This window comes from Paraburkholderia sp. Ac-20336 (assembly GCF_017105025.1).
In the GTDB taxonomy this organism is placed as follows: Bacteria; Pseudomonadota; Gammaproteobacteria; order Burkholderiales; family Burkholderiaceae; genus Paraburkholderia.
Map to the genome: position 1 here is coordinate 1 of NZ_JAAGPS010000162.1, position 14,834 is coordinate 14,834.

Here is a 14,834-nt window from a genome sequence, read left to right on the forward strand (position 1 = left end):
GTCGCCGAGCTTGCGGCGCGGCATGGCCGGCGCGGCGCGCGTGCGGCGCTCGTCGTGGGCGCGCTTGAGCGACATCTGCTGCGCGAGCAGTTCCTCGAACTTGATGCGCACCCACGCCGGATGTGTGCCGTCGATCAGCGCGGTTTCGTCGGACTGCGCGCCCGGATGATGCAGCGTACGCACCGCGTCCATCAGCCCGGGCACGCCGAGCGGATCGAGAAACGCGCGCGCGACCGGCGCGGGCAGCAGTTCCGGCAGCGAGGTACGCGCGAGCGCGTTGTCGATCGCCTTGCGCAGATACGCCTGCGACACGCCCGCGGTGCTCGGATAGACCGGTGTCAACGCCTGCGGCAGCGGCGTGTCCGCCTCGACCGCGCGCACGGCCGGATGCACCATCTCCATGCCGAAGAAGCCGCCGCGCACGTCGCCGCGCACGCGCAGCCGCGCGCCGATCGCCATCTGCTTGACCTGCGAGCCGTAGAAGTTCAGAAAGCGCAGCACGAGTTCGTCGCCGGCATCGTCATGCAGCTTCACGAGCAGCTGACGGCGCGGGCGGTAGGCGATCTCGTTGTCGAACACGACGCCTTCGGTTTGCGCGATGCCGCCCGGCAGCAGATGGCCGATCGGCGTCAGCGAGGTTTCGTCCTCGTAGCGCATCGGCAGATGCAGCACGAGGTCGATGTCGCGGGTGAGGCCGAGCTTGGCGAGTTTGTCGGCGGTTTTGAGCGCGGGTTTCGAGGCGGCTTGGGCGGCGGGTTTGGTGGCGGCCTCGGCGGAGCCTTTGGCGCCGGTCTCGCTGCTGGCTTTGGTTCTGCGCTTTGCCACGGCCTCGGCTGTGTCTTTGGCGTCGGCCTCGCCTGCCGCTTCAGCCGCAGCCTCGATGCCGACATTCGCGGCGGGTTTGCTCTTCACGTCGCCACCCGGCGGTGTACTCGCCGTATCGCCCGCCCCCTCACCGCTTTCTTCACCGCGAGGCGTACCACGACGACCAGCCGCCATCACGCGCTCTCCCGCGCCTCGCGATCCGCCTTCCGCCGCCTCGCTCCGCGCGCCGCGGCGGCGCGGTTCGGCGCCCGCGTCTGGGGTGGCGGTGGACAATCGGCGGTCGGACAAAGGCATGGGCTGCTTCGCAAGTACAATATCGGCTGCTGTCGAAAGAAAAGGTCGTGCCGCCCTTCGCGCTCTAGCGCATACGGGATGCGGCACAGGGTGCGCGCGGACCGCTCCGGCGTCCCGCCATCATAGCGGCCCGGCTCCGGCTTCGGCTCAATTCAGTCCCAAATCAGTCCCAACCCGCTTCCAGTCGTTCGCATGTTTACGCTTTCCGATTTCGATTTCGATCTGCCGCCCGAGCTGATCGCGCAAGTCGCGTTGCCCGAGCGCAGCGCGAGCCGTCTGCTCGACGTGGACGCCGCGGGCGCCGCCGACGGCGCCGCGCGCCTGATCGACCGCCGCTTCACCGAGCTGCCCGAATGCCTCGCGCCGGGCGACCTGCTCGTCTTCAACGATACCAAGGTGCTGAAGGCGCGCTTCTTCGGCCAGAAGGCGAGCGGCGGCAAGATCGAGGTGCTGGTCGAGCGCCTGACCGGCGAGCGCGACGCGCTCGCGCAGATTCGCGCGAGCAAGAGCCCGCAGCCAGGCACCACGATCCGTCTCGCGGATGCGTTCGACGTCACGGTCGGCGAGCGCGTCGACCCGTTCTACACGCTGCATTTCCCCGCCGACTGCCTCACGCTGATCGAGCAATACGGCCGCCTACCGCTGCCGCCCTACATCGAGCACGATCCCGACGCGACCGACGAAACCCGCTACCAGACCGTGTTCGCGCAGAATCCGGGCGCGGTCGCCGCGCCCACCGCCGGCCTGCACTTCGACGACGCGCTGCTCGCGAGGCTCGATGTGCGCGGCGTCGAACGCGCGACGCTGACGCTGCACGTCGGCGCGGGCACGTTCCAGCCGGTGCGCGTCGAGAACATCGCCGAGCACAAAATGCACAGCGAGTGGTATCACCTGCCGCAAGCGCTCGCGGACAAGATCGCCGCGACCAAAGCACGCGGCAATCGCGTGATCGCGGTCGGCACCACCTCGATGCGCGCGCTCGAAGCCGCCGCGCGCGACGCCGAAGCGGCCGGCCACCCGCTCGCCGCGGCGAGCGCCGAAACCGACATCTTCATCACGCCGGGCTACCGGTTCCGCGTGGTCGACCGGCTGGTGACGAATTTCCATTTGCCGAAGTCGACGCTGCTGATGCTGGTGTCGGCGTTCGCGGGCGTCGAGACGATTCGCGCCGCGTATCGTCATGCGATCGACGAGCGCTATCGCTTTTTCAGTTACGGCGACGCGATGCTGCTGACGCGGCGCGAGGTTTGAGCCGGCTCGAGCATAGCTTCTGCTTTGACGTATTGGCAGTTTTCCCAGCCGCCGCGATCCCTCGTGGCGGTTTTCATTGTTTGCGCCGGACTGTTTTCCGGTAGCACAGGAGTCACTCCATGACCATTGGTCATCCATCGTCGCAACAAGCGGCTCACGAGCGCCCGGAGAATGGCCTCAAATTCGAACTGCTCGGCACCGACGGCCTCGCGCGCCGCGGCCGCGTCACGCTCAATCACGGCGTGGTCGAGACGCCGATCTTCATGCCGGTCGGCACCTACGGCACCGTGAAGGCGGTCCAGCCGCGCGAGCTCGAGGAAATGCACGCGCAGATCATCCTCGGCAACACGTTTCACCTGTGGCTGCGCCCGGGGCTCGAAACGATCGGAGCGCACGGCGGCCTGCACGGCTTCATGGGCTGGAACAAGCCGATCCTGACCGACTCGGGCGGCTTCCAGGTGTTCTCGCTCGGCGATCTGCGCAAGATCACCGAGGATGGCGTCACGTTCGCCTCGCCGATCAACGGCGACCGGCTGTTCCTGTCGCCGGAAGTGTCGATGCAGATCCAGAAGGTGCTGAATTCGGACATCGTCATGCAGTTCGACGAGTGCACGCCGTACGCGACCAACAACATCCCGACCTCGCACAAGGAAGCGGCCGACTCGATGCGCATGTCGATGCGCTGGGCGCAGCGCTCGATCGACGAATTCCAGCGCCTCGGCAATCCGAATGCACTGTTCGGCATCGTGCAGGGCGGCATGTTCGAGGACCTGCGCGACGAATCGCTCGCCGGTCTCGCGGAGAAGAACTTCCACGGCCTCGCGATCGGCGGGCTGTCGGTCGGCGAGCCGAAGGAGGACATGATGCGGGTTCTGAACCACATCGGCCCGAAGCTGCCGGCCAACAAGCCGCACTACCTGATGGGCGTCGGCACGCCGGAAGACCTCGTGGCGGGCGTCGCCGCCGGCGTCGACATGTTCGACTGCGTGATGCCGACGCGCAACGCGCGCAACGGCTGGCTCTTCACGCGCTTCGGCGACATCAAGATCCGCAACGCGACGCACAAGAACTCGCTGCGCCCGCTCGACGAGCAATGCGGCTGCTACACCTGCCGCAACTTCACGCGCGGCTATCTGCACCACCTGCACCGGGTCGGAGAAATCCTCGGCGCGCAGCTGAACACGATTCACAACCTGCACTACTACCTCGAACTGATGCAGGAAATGCGCGACGCGATCGACGCAAAAATGTTCGACACATTCCGCAAGCGTTTTCACGAGGACCGCGCGCGCGGCGTCGAGCCGTCGTCATGATCGTGCGGCACACTGATTCCGCTGAGGAATCCACCCGGCCACCCACGGCCGCGCGCATAAACTTACAATTCACTTTCGCCGGCCGCGCGCCGAGGCCCGCCACGCGGGCCGCAGGCGCGGCTTTAAACGGTTGATCGCAAAGCCGATTCGCCGTGCCGGCGCGTGTGCGGCCGGTGGTAGAATAATCGGCTGATTTTTTGTTCGTTTGACTGATAACGGAGAGACCAACGTGTCGTTCATTTCCAATGCCTATGCTCAAGGCGCTGCAGCAGGTGGCATCGAATCGAACCTGATGAGCTTCCTGCCGCTGATCCTGATGTTCGGCGTGCTGTACTTCATCATGATTCGCCCGCAAATGAAGCGTCAGAAGGAACATCGCAACATGCTCGCGGCGATGGCCAAGGGCGATGAAGTCGTGACGAACGGCGGCATCGTCGGCAAGGTGACGAAGGTGGGCGAAGCCTACGTCGGCATCGAAGTCTCGGAAGGCACGGAAATCACCGTGCAAAAGGCGTCGGTCACGACGATTCTCCCGAAGGGCACGATCAAGTCGCTGTAAGGCCTGCTCTCCCCGCGTCCGGCGCGGCCTCGCCGGCGGTTCATGCCCTCCCCGCGCTGAACCGCCCGCGCTCATCGCCGGACGCATCGCATCCAAGCCAACCTTCCCGTTGGACCACTCATGAATCGCTACCCCCTCTGGAAATACGCCGTGATGCTGGTGGCTCTGGTCATCGGCCTCGTGTACACGCTGCCCAACCTGTACGGCGAAGCGCCGGCCGTGCAGGTGTCGAGCGGCAAGGCGACGGTCAGGCTCGACGCCACGACGCTCGCGTCGGTCGAAGCCGCGCTCGCCGGCAATCAGATCAAGCCGACCGCGGTCACGTTCGACAACTCGCAGAACAACGCGAACATCCGCGTGCGCCTCACGGACACCGACACGCAGCTGCGCGTGAAGGACCTGTTGCAGAAGTCGCTCAATAGCGACCCGAACGATCCGCAGTACATTGTCGCGCTGAACCTGCAAAGCGCCTCGCCGAACTGGCTGACCGCGCTGCGCGCGCTGCCGATGTACCTCGGTCTCGACCTGCGCGGCGGCGTGCACTTCCTGCTGCAGGTCGACATGGCCGGCGCACTGAACAAGAAGCTCGATTCGGACGCCTCGGACGTGCGCACGCTGCTGCGCGACAACAACGTCCGCGACGGCGGCGTGAATCGCGTAAACCAGTCGGTGGTGGTGAATCTGGCCGACCAGGCCACGGCGGATGCGGCGCTCAAGCTGCTCAGCCGCAGCGTCAGCGAACTCCAGTGGGCCTCGCAGCCGAACACCGGCGCGGACGGCGGCGTGCAGCTGGTCGGCACGTTCACGCCGGCCGTGCAGCGCGCGGTGCAGGACGCCGCGCTCAAGCAGAACATCACGACGCTGCATAACCGCGTGAACGAACTCGGCGTAGCCGAGCCGGTGATCCAGCAGCAGGGCACGGACCGCATCGTGGTCGAACTGCCGGGCGTGCAGGACACCGCGAAGGCGAAGGACATCATCGGCCGCACGGCGACGCTCGAAGCGCGTCTCGCCGACCCGGTCAACACGCATCCGAACCCGAACGACCCGGTACCGCCGGGCGACGAACTGTTCACGCAAGGCAACCAGGTGCCGGTGCTGCTGCGCAAGCAGGTGATCTTCACCGGCGACCGCATCATCGACGCGTCGGCGGGCTTCGACGAGCATCAGCGTCCGTCGGTCAACATCCGTCTCGACTCGGCCGGCGGCCGCGCGGTGCGCAGCGTGTCGCGCGACAACATCGGCAAGCCGATGGCGATGGTGCTGTTCGAGCGCGGCAAGGGCGAGGTGCTGACGGTCGCGACCATCCAGTCCGAACTCGGCGACCGCTTCCAGATTACTGGCCAGCCGACCCCGCAAGCGGCCACCGACCTCGCGCTGCTCCTGCGCGCCGGTTCGCTCGCCGCGCCGATGGAAATCATCGAGGAACGCACGATCGGCCCGAGCCTCGGCGCCGACAACATCAAGAAGGGCTTCCACTCGGTGGTGTGGGGCTTCGCGGCGATCGCCGTGTTCATGATCGCGTACTACATGCTGTTCGGCGTGATCTCGATGATCGGCCTCTCGGTGAACCTGCTGCTGCTGGTCGCGGTGCTGTCGATGCTGCAGGCCACGCTCACGCTGCCGGGTATCGCCGCTATCGCGCTCGCGCTCGGTATGGCGATCGACGCGAACGTGCTGATCAACGAGCGCGTGCGCGAAGAACTGCGCCACGGCGCGCCGCCGCAACTGGCGATCCAGAACGGCTACGAGCACGCATGGGCGACGATTCTCGACTCGAACGTGACCACGCTGATCGCCGGCCTCGCGCTGCTCGCATTCGGCTCGGGTCCGGTGCGCGGCTTCGCGATGGTTCACTGTATCGGCATTCTGACGTCGATGTTCTCGGCCGTGTTCTTCTCGCGCGGCGTGGTCAACTTCTGGTACGGCGGCAAGAAGAAGCTGAAATCGCTGTCGATCGGCCAGGTGTGGCGTCCGCAAACGGCGGGAGCAGGCGCCGCCTACGCCGGCAATAGCCTCGGCAGCGACGACGACGCGACCGACACCGCGCAGGCCATCGCCGCCACGAAGGCCGCCGCCAAGGCCAATCCGAAGGCGGGCGCAAAGGCCGCGGCCGGCGCGCAAGGCCGCGCGAAGCCGACCGTGCGCCGACGCAATGCGCCAGGCACGCCGGCGTCGAGCGCCTCGACGCCGGAGAAACCGGGTTCATCCCGCTGAGTCCCGGAGAACAAGACCATGGAATTTTTCCGTTTCCGCAAAGACATTCCGTTCATGCAGCGCGCGTTGGTCTTCAACGCGATCTCGCTGATCACCTTCCTCGCCGCGGTGTTCTTCCTCGTGCATCGCGGGCTGCATCTGTCGGTGGAATTCACCGGCGGTACCGTGATCGAGGTGCAGTATCCGGGCGCGGTGCCGCTCGACCCGGTGCGTAACACGCTCGGCAAGCTCGGCTATGCCGACGCGCAGGTGCAGAACTTCGGCTCCTCGCGCGACGTGCTGATCCGCCTGCCGCTCAAAACGGGCTACACGTCCGCGCAGCAGAGCGAACAGGTGATGGGCGCGCTGAAGGCCGATACGCCGGAAGTGCAGTTGCAGCGCGTCGAATTCGTCGGTCCGCAGGTCGGCAAGGAACTCGCCACCGACGGCCTGCTCGCGCTCGCGTGCGTGGTGGTCGGCATCGTGATCTACCTGTCGTTCCGCTTCGAATGGAAGTACGCGGTGGCCGGCGTGATCGCCAACCTGCACGACGTCGTGATCATTCTCGGCTTCTTCGCGTTCTTCCAGTGGGAGTTCTCGCTGTCGGTGCTGGCCGCGGTGCTCGCGGTGCTCGGCTATTCGGTCAACGAATCGGTCGTTATTTTCGACCGGATTCGCGAGACCTTCCGCCGCGAACGCAAGATGAGCGTGATCGAAGTGATCAACCACGCGATCACGAGCACGATGTCGCGAACCATCATCACGCACGGCTGTACGCAGATGATGGTGCTGTCGATGTTCCTGTTCGGCGGCCCGACGCTGCACTACTTCGCGCTCGCGCTGACGGTCGGTATTCTGTTCGGTATCTACTCGTCGGTGTTCGTCGCCGCGGCGCTCGCGATGTGGTTCGGCGTCAAGCGCGAAGACTTGCTGAAGGAAAAGAAGGACCGCGTCGATCCGAACGATCCGAACGCGGGCGCGCAAGTCTGATGCGGATTCGCGCATAGCTCACGGATTGCGCGAGCCGAAAGAGTCAAAAGGCCGGTTCATTGCAAACCGGCCTTTTACGTTTACTCCGCCTTGCGGCCATGCCGCACACGCGTGAAACGATAGCGCTTAATCAGAGGCTGGGAAGACATACACCCAATGATGACTCGCGCAGAAAATAATCCCTCATACCCAAATCTCGATATCCTCTTTGGCGGATACCTGAATCAGGATTATCACTACCACGCAGACTCGATTGAGGAAATTGTTAGCATTTATAAAAATGGAATTACGCCTGAAATGCGCCAGTCTGCTATCGATGAAATTAACAGACTGGCGGCAAGCTGCGGCGAAAACCTGGACAGTGCCTTTTATGAAAAGTACGGACAGGATTTCAATCCGAAGCTATGGGGCCACACGACGGCATCGTTTCTCGACGAACTGAAGCGCCTTCTAAGCGAGTAGCGACCCGCCGGGCGGCTTCGTGCCGCCGGGCACATGACGGAAAAAGTGCACTGAACCCGCATCAGGCTGCAATCCAGCTACCGGAACCCCAACCTGCGCCGCGCCCCAATCAACGCCGCGATGCTCACCAGCGCGGCAAACATCACGTAATAGCTCGGCGCGGCTTTCGAACCGGTCGCGCCGATCAGCCACGCGATGATGAACGGCCCGAAGCCGCCGAAGACCGTCACCGCGATGTTATACGCGAGCGACATGCCGGTCGTGCGCGTCTGCACCGGAAAGATTTCCGACAGCAAACCCGGCGTCGCGCCGAAGTAGCCGCTCACGAGAATACCGAACACGATCTGCCACACGATCAGCGTGCCGAAGCTCGGATGCGCGATCAGATACAGAAACGCCGGATAGACCAGCACGAGCAGCAGGCCGGCCGCGCTCAGCATGATGCGCGTGCGTCCATGCAGGTCCGACAGATGCCCGGCCACGGGCGAGAGCACCATCTGGATCAGCCCCGTCACCGCAATCGCCGAAAACGCGACCGACGGCGCGAGCCCCAACTGCTTCACGCCATAGGTCGGCATGAACAGCACCAGGTACGAGGACACGGTCCCGAGCACGACCACGCCCATCGCGATCACGAGCCGCAGTTTCTGCGTCGCGAACGTATCGCGCAGCGGCGTCTGCGTCGTTTCGGCGGCGAGGAATTCGGGCGTCTCGTCGAGCTTCGTGCGGATATAGAGCGCGACCGGGCCGATCAGCAGACCGAAGACGAATGGCACGCGCCAGCCCCACGACGTCATCTGCTGCGGCGAGAGGCTGCCGGTCAGCAGCGCGCCGAAGCCGGCGGCGAGCAGCGTCGTGAGCCCCTGGCTCGCCATCTGCCAGCTTGCGTAGAAGCCGCGCCGGTCCGGCACGTGCTCGGCGAGAAACGCGGTCGCGCTGCCGAACTCGCCGCCCGCCGAGAAGCCCTGCATCAAGCGCGCGACCACGAGGATCAGCGGCGCGGCGAGGCCGATGCTCTGATAGGTCGGCAGGACCGCGATGATGAGCGTGCCGGTCATCATCAGCGCGATGGACAGCGTGAGCGCCGCCTTGCGCCCCGCGCGGTCCGAGTACGCGCCGATCACGATCGCGCCGAGCGGCCGCATGAAGAACGACACGCCGAACGTGCCGAGCGTGAGCAGCAGCGAGACCGTCTCGTTGCCGGCCGGAAAAAACAGCTTCGAGATGATGACGGCGAAAAAGCCGTACACGACCAGATCGAACCATTCGAGCGCGTTGCCGATCGAGGCCGCCGCCACGGCGCGCCACGAGCTGTGCCGGCTTCCCGCGACGCTTGCTGCTGTCGTTGCATTCATCCCGATCTCCTGTGCCGCGCGCAATATTTATCGGCGAAGGCGCTGTGCCGCGCAGGCCGCACCGGCTACGCGCATCACCGGCATGGATTCATGCGTTCTATTTAACTGAAAAAATAAAACGAGGCGAGCGGCAAATAACGGAGGCCCGCCACATAAGGGCGCGGCATTCGGTAGCAGCGATAAAAAACCGCTTCGTCGTGCGAGCGATCGAAGCGGTTTTCGTGTTGCGGCGCAGCGCGAAGCGAGACAGTGCGCGGCTCGCTTCGCGGCGACGGTAGTCGCGAAAGCAGCGCGTTTACTGCTGCTTGATGCCTTCGGACTGGATATGCAAACGCGTCTCCATGCCGAAGCCGTACTTCGCGCCGAAGTCCATGCCGAAATCGGCGCGGTTGAATTCGGTACTCGCCTCGACGCCGCAGACTTCGCGCTTGAGCACCGGGTGCGGCATGCACTTGAACGAATCGATCTTCAGATTCACCGGCTTCGTGATGCCGCGAATCGTCAGGTTGCCGATCACCTCGACCGGCTTGTCGCCGTCGAATTTAATCTCGGTGCCCTTGTAGGTCACGCCCGGATATTGGGCGACGTCGAAGAACTCGGCCGCCTTCAGGTGCTCGTCGAGCTTGCCGTTGCCGGTCTGCACCGAAGCGGGATCGACGGTTACATCCACCGTGCCGGTTTTCGCCGCGCGATCGAGCGTCACCGTGCCGGTGGTCTTCGTGAACTTGCCGCGCCAGATCGACAGGCCGCCGAAGTGATCCGCCTCGAAGCTCGGATACGTGTGGGTCGGATCGAGCATATAGGTATCGGCGGCAAACGCGCCGAGCGAAAGGGAGGATGCCAGCGCACCGACAGCGATCGACATGGACGTTTTCAATTCATGCTCCTGGATGGCGGTGAAAATCGCGGTGAAGATTGCGGTAAGAAACCAGCAGGAAGCCGGTAAAAAGCCGGCCGCGCGGCGGGCGGGATGCACGTCACGCACGTCACGCATGCCGCGCGCTACTTGTGCGCGGCAACGAGATGAAACTTGATGAGCACCTCATCGGCGACGACAGAAGTGTCCTTCCACTCGCCGGTGCCGATGTCGAACTGCGAGCGCTTGATCGGCAACGCACCGTCGAAGGTCTGCAGCGCGCCCTGCTGCGCCACTGTGACCGGCACGACCACGGTCTGCGACTTGCCCTTGATGGACAGTTTGCCCGTCACGTTGAACTTGCCGCCGCCGGCCGGCGCGATCGCGCTTGACACGAACGTCGCGCCCGGATACGTCTTCGCGTCGAACCATTCCTTGCCGCGCACCTGCTCGTTGTAGCTCTCGTCGCCGAGGTCGTAGCTGGCGACGTCGATGTTGATCTGCGCGCTGCCGGCCGCGGGCCTGGCCGGATCGAAGCTGACCTCGGCGCTGAACTTGCCGAACTTGCCTTCGACCGGCACGTTCATCTGCTTCGAGGTGGCCGTCACCGAACTCTTCGCGACGTCGACCTGCGCGAGCGCCGCGCCCGCGGCGGTCAGCGAGGCCGCCGCGAACGCGGCGAGCATGTAGCGATAAAACGAGACCTTCATGGTTGTCCTTATTTGAGGAAAGGGAGCATGCGCGAAAGCAGCCCGTCGCGATCGAGCCATTGATGCTTGAGCGCGGCCGCGACGTGCAGCGCGACCAGCACGAGCAACGTGTAATTGAGCGCGATGTGCAGGTTCTTCAGCAGGTCCTTGAGATGCGGGTCCGGCGCGATCAGGCGCGGCAGCGGAATCAGCCCGAGATAGACGACCGGCACGTTGGCCGCCGAACTATACAGATAGCCGGACGCGGGAATCGCGATCATCAGCGCGTACAGCAGCAGGTGCACGAGATGCGCGCCGCCGCGCTGCCAGGCGGGCATGCGGCGCGGCAACGGCGGCGCGGCGTGCGTCGCGCGCCACAGGATGCGCACAATCGCGAGCGCGAACACGGTCACGCCGATCCATTTATGCCAGGAGAAATAACGCAGCTTGGCGGGCGTGAAGCCCGGGATGTCGGTCATCACCCAGCCGAGCGCGAAGCCGCAGACGATCAGGAGCGCGATCAGCCAGTGAAACGCGATGGCGGTCCGCGTGTACGACTCCCGGGTACCGAACGAAGGATTGAGTGGCATGACGGAGCAACGCAGTCGGAGGGAACGCAGTCGGATGGAAGTTAACGGCGCGGCTTGCCCGGCTATTCCCCGCCATTTCGCGTTGCCTGCGGTGGGAGCCCTGCTGCGACACACGCCAAGGCCGCCATGCTACCCCAGGCACGGCAAGCCGGCTGTCGCGGCGCGGGGCGGGGCGGACAGGTCCGAACTTTGCTACGGCGCATAGCGGCGATAGCGGGGCGCGTTTGGTACTATTGCTCCACCCCGCCGCCCGCTGCGCCCTGCACAACGGGCATGCACAGGGATAAGCCCGGCATAAACAGGCCATAACCAGGCAATAACCCAGGCAACAAGCAGGCACAAGCGGGCACAACGGACCTTGCACGCCGCCTTCCACGTCGTTAGCCCATCTACCGCATGGAACATGACAATCTGATCGCGTGCCATGAATGCGATACGCTGTTCCGCAAGCCACGGCTTGTCGGCCGCACTGCCGCGCGCTGTCCGCGTTGCGGCGCGACGCTCTATCGCGGCGTCTCGCGCAAGCTCGACGCGATCTGCGCGATGACGCTCGCCGCGCTGATCACGTTCCTGATCGCGCAGGGCTTTCCGATCGTCGAACTCGAAACCAACGGCATCACCTCGCAGACCACGCTGTTCGGTGCGCTCGTCGCGCTCTGGGGCGAGGACATGCAGATCGTCGCGGTCATGGTGTTCTGCTCGACGATCCTCTTTCCGCTCACCGAACTCGTCGCGCTGCTCTATGTGCTCGTGCCGCTGCGCGCGGGCTACGTGCCGAGCCACTTCAACCGCGTGCTGCGCGCGATCCAGTTCGTGCGGCCGTGGGGCATGATCGAAGTGTTCATGCTCGGCGTGCTGATTACGATCGTGAAGATGGTGAGCCTCGCGCGTGTGATCCCCGAAGCGGCGCTGTTCGCGTTCGGCGCGCTCACGCTGATGTTCGCCGTGGTCGTCACGTTCGACCCGGCCGTGCTGTGGGACCTCGCCGACGAACTCGGCCGGCGCGGCAAGCGGCCGCTGCCGCCCACTCGACGCGAAGGATGAACCCGCGATGAAATACGTCACCGCGAAACGCGCGGGTTTCATTTCCTGTCATGCGTGCGGACGCGTCGAGCCGCGCGTGCGCTCGCGCGCGCCGCAGCACTGCGGACGCTGCGGCGCGCACCTGCACTCGCGCCATCCCGACAGCCTGACGCGTACCTGGGCACTGCTGATCGCGGCCGCGCTGCTGTATATTCCCGCGAACCTGCTGCCCGTGATGCACACCGCGTCGCTGCTCGGCTCCGAGGACGACACCATCATGAGCGGTGTCGTCTATTTCTGGACCTCGGGCGACTGGCCGCTCGCGGTGATCGTGTTCATCGCGAGCATCATGGTGCCGATGCTCAAGCTCGGCGTGCTCGCGCTGCTGACCGCCACGGCGCAGCGCCGCTCGCGCTGGCGTCCGCAGCAGCGCACGACGCTCTACCGGATGGTCGAGCGCATCGGCCGCTGGTCGATGCTCGACGTGTTCGTCGTCACGCTCACGGTGGCACTCGTGCGCTTCAGGTCGCTGGCCGTGATCACGGCCGGACCGGGCGCGATCGCGTTCGGCTCGGTCGTGATCCTGACCATGATCGCCTCCATGCAATTCGATCCACGGCTCATCTGGGACCCCGTGGAAGGCAGCCCCTCCCAACCTCAGGACCCTCATCATGACTAGCCCGCAAGGACCGACGCCCGCTTCCGACGATGCGCCGCGCCACGATTCGAACGGACCGAAGCTGCCGCCTCATCTGCCCGACCCCGACATCGAGCCGCGCAGCCGCTGGCTGCCCTCGCTCGTCTGGGTGATTCCGCTGATCGCCGCGCTGATCGGCATCGCGCTCGTGGTCAAGTCGGTGACCGAGCGCGGGCCCGTCATCACGATCAGCTTCATCAGTGCCGAAGGGCTCGAGCCCGGCAAGACCAAGGTCAAGTACAAGGACGTCGACGTCGGCTCGGTCAAGACGATCAGGCTCGCGCAGGATCTGTCGCACGTGCTCGTGCAGGTGCAGCTCACCAAGGAAGGCGAACAGTTCGCGGTCAAGGACTCGCGCTTCTGGGTCGTGCGCCCGCGGGTCGGCGCGAGCGGCGTGTCGGGTCTGACCACCCTGCTTTCGGGCGCCTATATCGGCGCCGACGCGGGCCGCTCGACCGAAACGGAAAAGAGCTTCGTCGGCCTCGAAACGCCGCCGCCGATCACCGGCGACCAGAAGGGCCGCCAGTACACGCTGCATGGCGACTCGCTCGGCTCGATCGACATCGGCTCGCCGATCTTCTACCGGCGCGTGCAGGTCGGCCAGGTAGTCGGCTTCTCGCTCGACAAGGACGGCACCGGCGTGACGATGCAGGTGTTCGTGTCCGCGCCGTTCGACCAGTACGTCGGCACCAACACGCGCTGGTGGCATGCGAGCGGTGTCGATCTGCGGCTCGATTCGAGCGGCTTCAAGCTGAACACGCAGTCGCTCGCGACGGTGATCGTCGGCGGCCTGTCGTTCCAGTCGCCGCTCGGCCAGAACATGGGCCCGCAGGCGCCGAACAACCAGACGTTCCGCCTCGGCTCCGACGAAGCGGACGCGATGCGCGAACCGGACGGCATCCCGCTGCGCGTCGTGATGAACTTCAACCAGTCGCTGCGCGGGCTGTCGATCGGCGCGCCGGTCGACTTCCGCGGCATCGTGCTCGGCCAGGTGACCAACATCGGCATCGACTACGACCCGAAGACGCGCAGCTTCACGATGCCGGTCACGATGAACGTGTATCCGGACCGCCTCGGCAAGCGCTTCCGCGAAACCGCGCCGGCCCCGGGCACGCTCGCCGGTCAGAACCTGCTCGCGCAACTGGTCAAGCACGGGCTGCGCGGCCAGCTGCGCACCGGCAACCTGATTACGAGCCAGCTCTACGTGGCGCTCGATATTTTCCCGAAAGCGCCGCCTGCCAGCGTCGACGTGACGAACGATCCGATCGAGCTGCCGACCATTCCGAACACGCTCGACGAATTGCAGCTGCAGGTTGCCGACATCGCGAAGAAGCTCGACAAGGTGCCGTTCGACCAGATCGGCAACAACCTGAACAGCGCGCTGAAGAATGCCGACCAGCTGTTCTCGCGCCTCGACACGGAAGTCGTGCCGCAGGCGCGCGACACGCTCTCGGCCGCGAAGCAGACCTTCAGCTCGGCCGAGGCGACCTTGCAGCAGGACTCGCCGTTGCAGTCCGACGTTCATCAGGCGTTGCAGGAACTGACGCGCACGTTGCAGTCGCTCAATGCGCTGTCGGATTATCTGGAGCGCCATCCCGAATCGCTGTTGCGCGGTAAATCAGGAGATAAACCATGATGTTTGCCCGGTTCCACCGCCCACCTCGCCCACGTCGCCTGCCCCGCCCGCCGCGCGCGCTCATGCGTGGTGTCATGCAGGGCGGCGCGCTCGTCGCG

13 protein-coding genes and 1 pseudogene are annotated in these 14,834 nt (G+C 65.2%); 9 read left to right on the top strand and 5 right to left on the bottom strand.

The window, feature by feature from the left end:
- Positions 1-1,119: pseudogene (locus GXB81_RS27995) on the bottom strand (ATP-dependent DNA helicase RecG); the annotation flags it as partial.
- A gap of 192 nt (positions 1,120-1,311) precedes the next feature.
- Between GXB81_RS27995 and queA the strand changes: the two are divergent.
- The 6 genes from queA to GXB81_RS28025 all read left to right on the top strand — a co-directional run bounded on the left by queA (position 1,312) and on the right by GXB81_RS28025 (position 7,890).
- A complete protein-coding gene (gene queA, locus GXB81_RS28000) occupies positions 1,312-2,370 on the top strand; it encodes a tRNA preQ1(34) S-adenosylmethionine ribosyltransferase-isomerase QueA (protein ID WP_205990893.1) in 1,059 nt (352 codons plus the stop codon).
- 119 nt (positions 2,371-2,489) lie between these two features.
- Positions 2,490-3,683: a tRNA guanosine(34) transglycosylase Tgt gene (gene tgt, locus GXB81_RS28005; RefSeq protein ID WP_167035954.1), complete on the top strand. Its 1,194-nt coding sequence runs from the start codon at positions 2,490-2,492 to the stop codon at positions 3,681-3,683.
- Positions 3,684-3,912: 229 nt separating this feature from the next.
- Positions 3,913-4,242 (top strand): preprotein translocase subunit YajC, encoded by a 330-nt coding sequence (yajC, locus tag GXB81_RS28010; RefSeq protein WP_167035951.1) that lies wholly within the window; start codon positions 3,913-3,915, stop codon positions 4,240-4,242.
- A gap of 120 nt (positions 4,243-4,362) precedes the next feature.
- Positions 4,363-6,459 (top strand): protein translocase subunit SecD, encoded by a 2,097-nt coding sequence (gene secD, locus GXB81_RS28015; protein ID WP_167035948.1) that lies wholly within the window; start codon positions 4,363-4,365, stop codon positions 6,457-6,459.
- A gap of 18 nt (positions 6,460-6,477) precedes the next feature.
- The gene (gene secF, locus GXB81_RS28020) at positions 6,478-7,428 is read left to right on the top strand and encodes a protein translocase subunit SecF (protein ID WP_167035945.1); all 951 of its coding nucleotides are present in this window, start codon (positions 6,478-6,480) and stop codon (positions 7,426-7,428) included.
- 159 nt (positions 7,429-7,587) lie between these two features.
- Positions 7,588-7,890, top strand: coding sequence for a contact-dependent growth inhibition system immunity protein (locus tag GXB81_RS28025; protein WP_167036906.1), 303 nt, complete (start codon positions 7,588-7,590; stop codon positions 7,888-7,890).
- 77 nt (positions 7,891-7,967) lie between these two features.
- On the opposite strand, the gene GXB81_RS28030 is transcribed toward GXB81_RS28025, so the two are convergent.
- From GXB81_RS28030 to GXB81_RS28045, 4 genes are all read right to left on the bottom strand, one after another.
- A complete protein-coding gene (locus tag GXB81_RS28030; RefSeq protein WP_205990894.1) occupies positions 7,968-9,245 on the bottom strand; it encodes an MFS transporter in 1,278 nt (425 codons plus the stop codon).
- A gap of 295 nt (positions 9,246-9,540) precedes the next feature.
- Complete coding sequence (locus GXB81_RS28035) at positions 9,541-10,110, bottom strand: YceI family protein (protein ID WP_205990895.1); 570 nt, start codon at positions 10,108-10,110, stop codon at positions 9,541-9,543.
- 137 nt (positions 10,111-10,247) lie between these two features.
- Positions 10,248-10,811, bottom strand: coding sequence for a YceI family protein (locus GXB81_RS28040; protein ID WP_205990896.1), 564 nt, complete (start codon positions 10,809-10,811; stop codon positions 10,248-10,250).
- Positions 10,812-10,819: 8 nt separating this feature from the next.
- A complete protein-coding gene (locus GXB81_RS28045; protein WP_167035934.1) occupies positions 10,820-11,380 on the bottom strand; it encodes a cytochrome b in 561 nt (186 codons plus the stop codon).
- Between the two features lie 396 nt (positions 11,381-11,776).
- On the opposite strand from GXB81_RS28045, the gene GXB81_RS28050 reads away from it, so the two are divergent.
- Genes GXB81_RS28050 through GXB81_RS28060 form a run of 3 tightly spaced genes read left to right on the top strand, consistent with a single transcriptional unit; the run spans position 11,777 to position 14,736 of the window.
- Positions 11,777-12,424: a paraquat-inducible protein A gene (locus GXB81_RS28050; protein ID WP_205192436.1), complete on the top strand. Its 648-nt coding sequence runs from the start codon at positions 11,777-11,779 to the stop codon at positions 12,422-12,424.
- A gap of 7 nt (positions 12,425-12,431) precedes the next feature.
- Entirely contained in the window at positions 12,432-13,082 is a 651-nt protein-coding gene (locus GXB81_RS28055) for a paraquat-inducible protein A (RefSeq protein ID WP_167035931.1), read from the top strand.
- Positions 13,075-14,736 carry an MlaD family protein gene (locus GXB81_RS28060; protein WP_167035928.1) on the top strand — a complete coding sequence of 554 codons (1,662 nt, stop codon included), beginning with the start codon at positions 13,075-13,077 and terminating at the stop codon, positions 14,734-14,736. Before GXB81_RS28055 ends, GXB81_RS28060 begins: the two co-directional genes overlap by 8 nt.
- Positions 14,737-14,834: the final 98 nt, after the last annotated feature.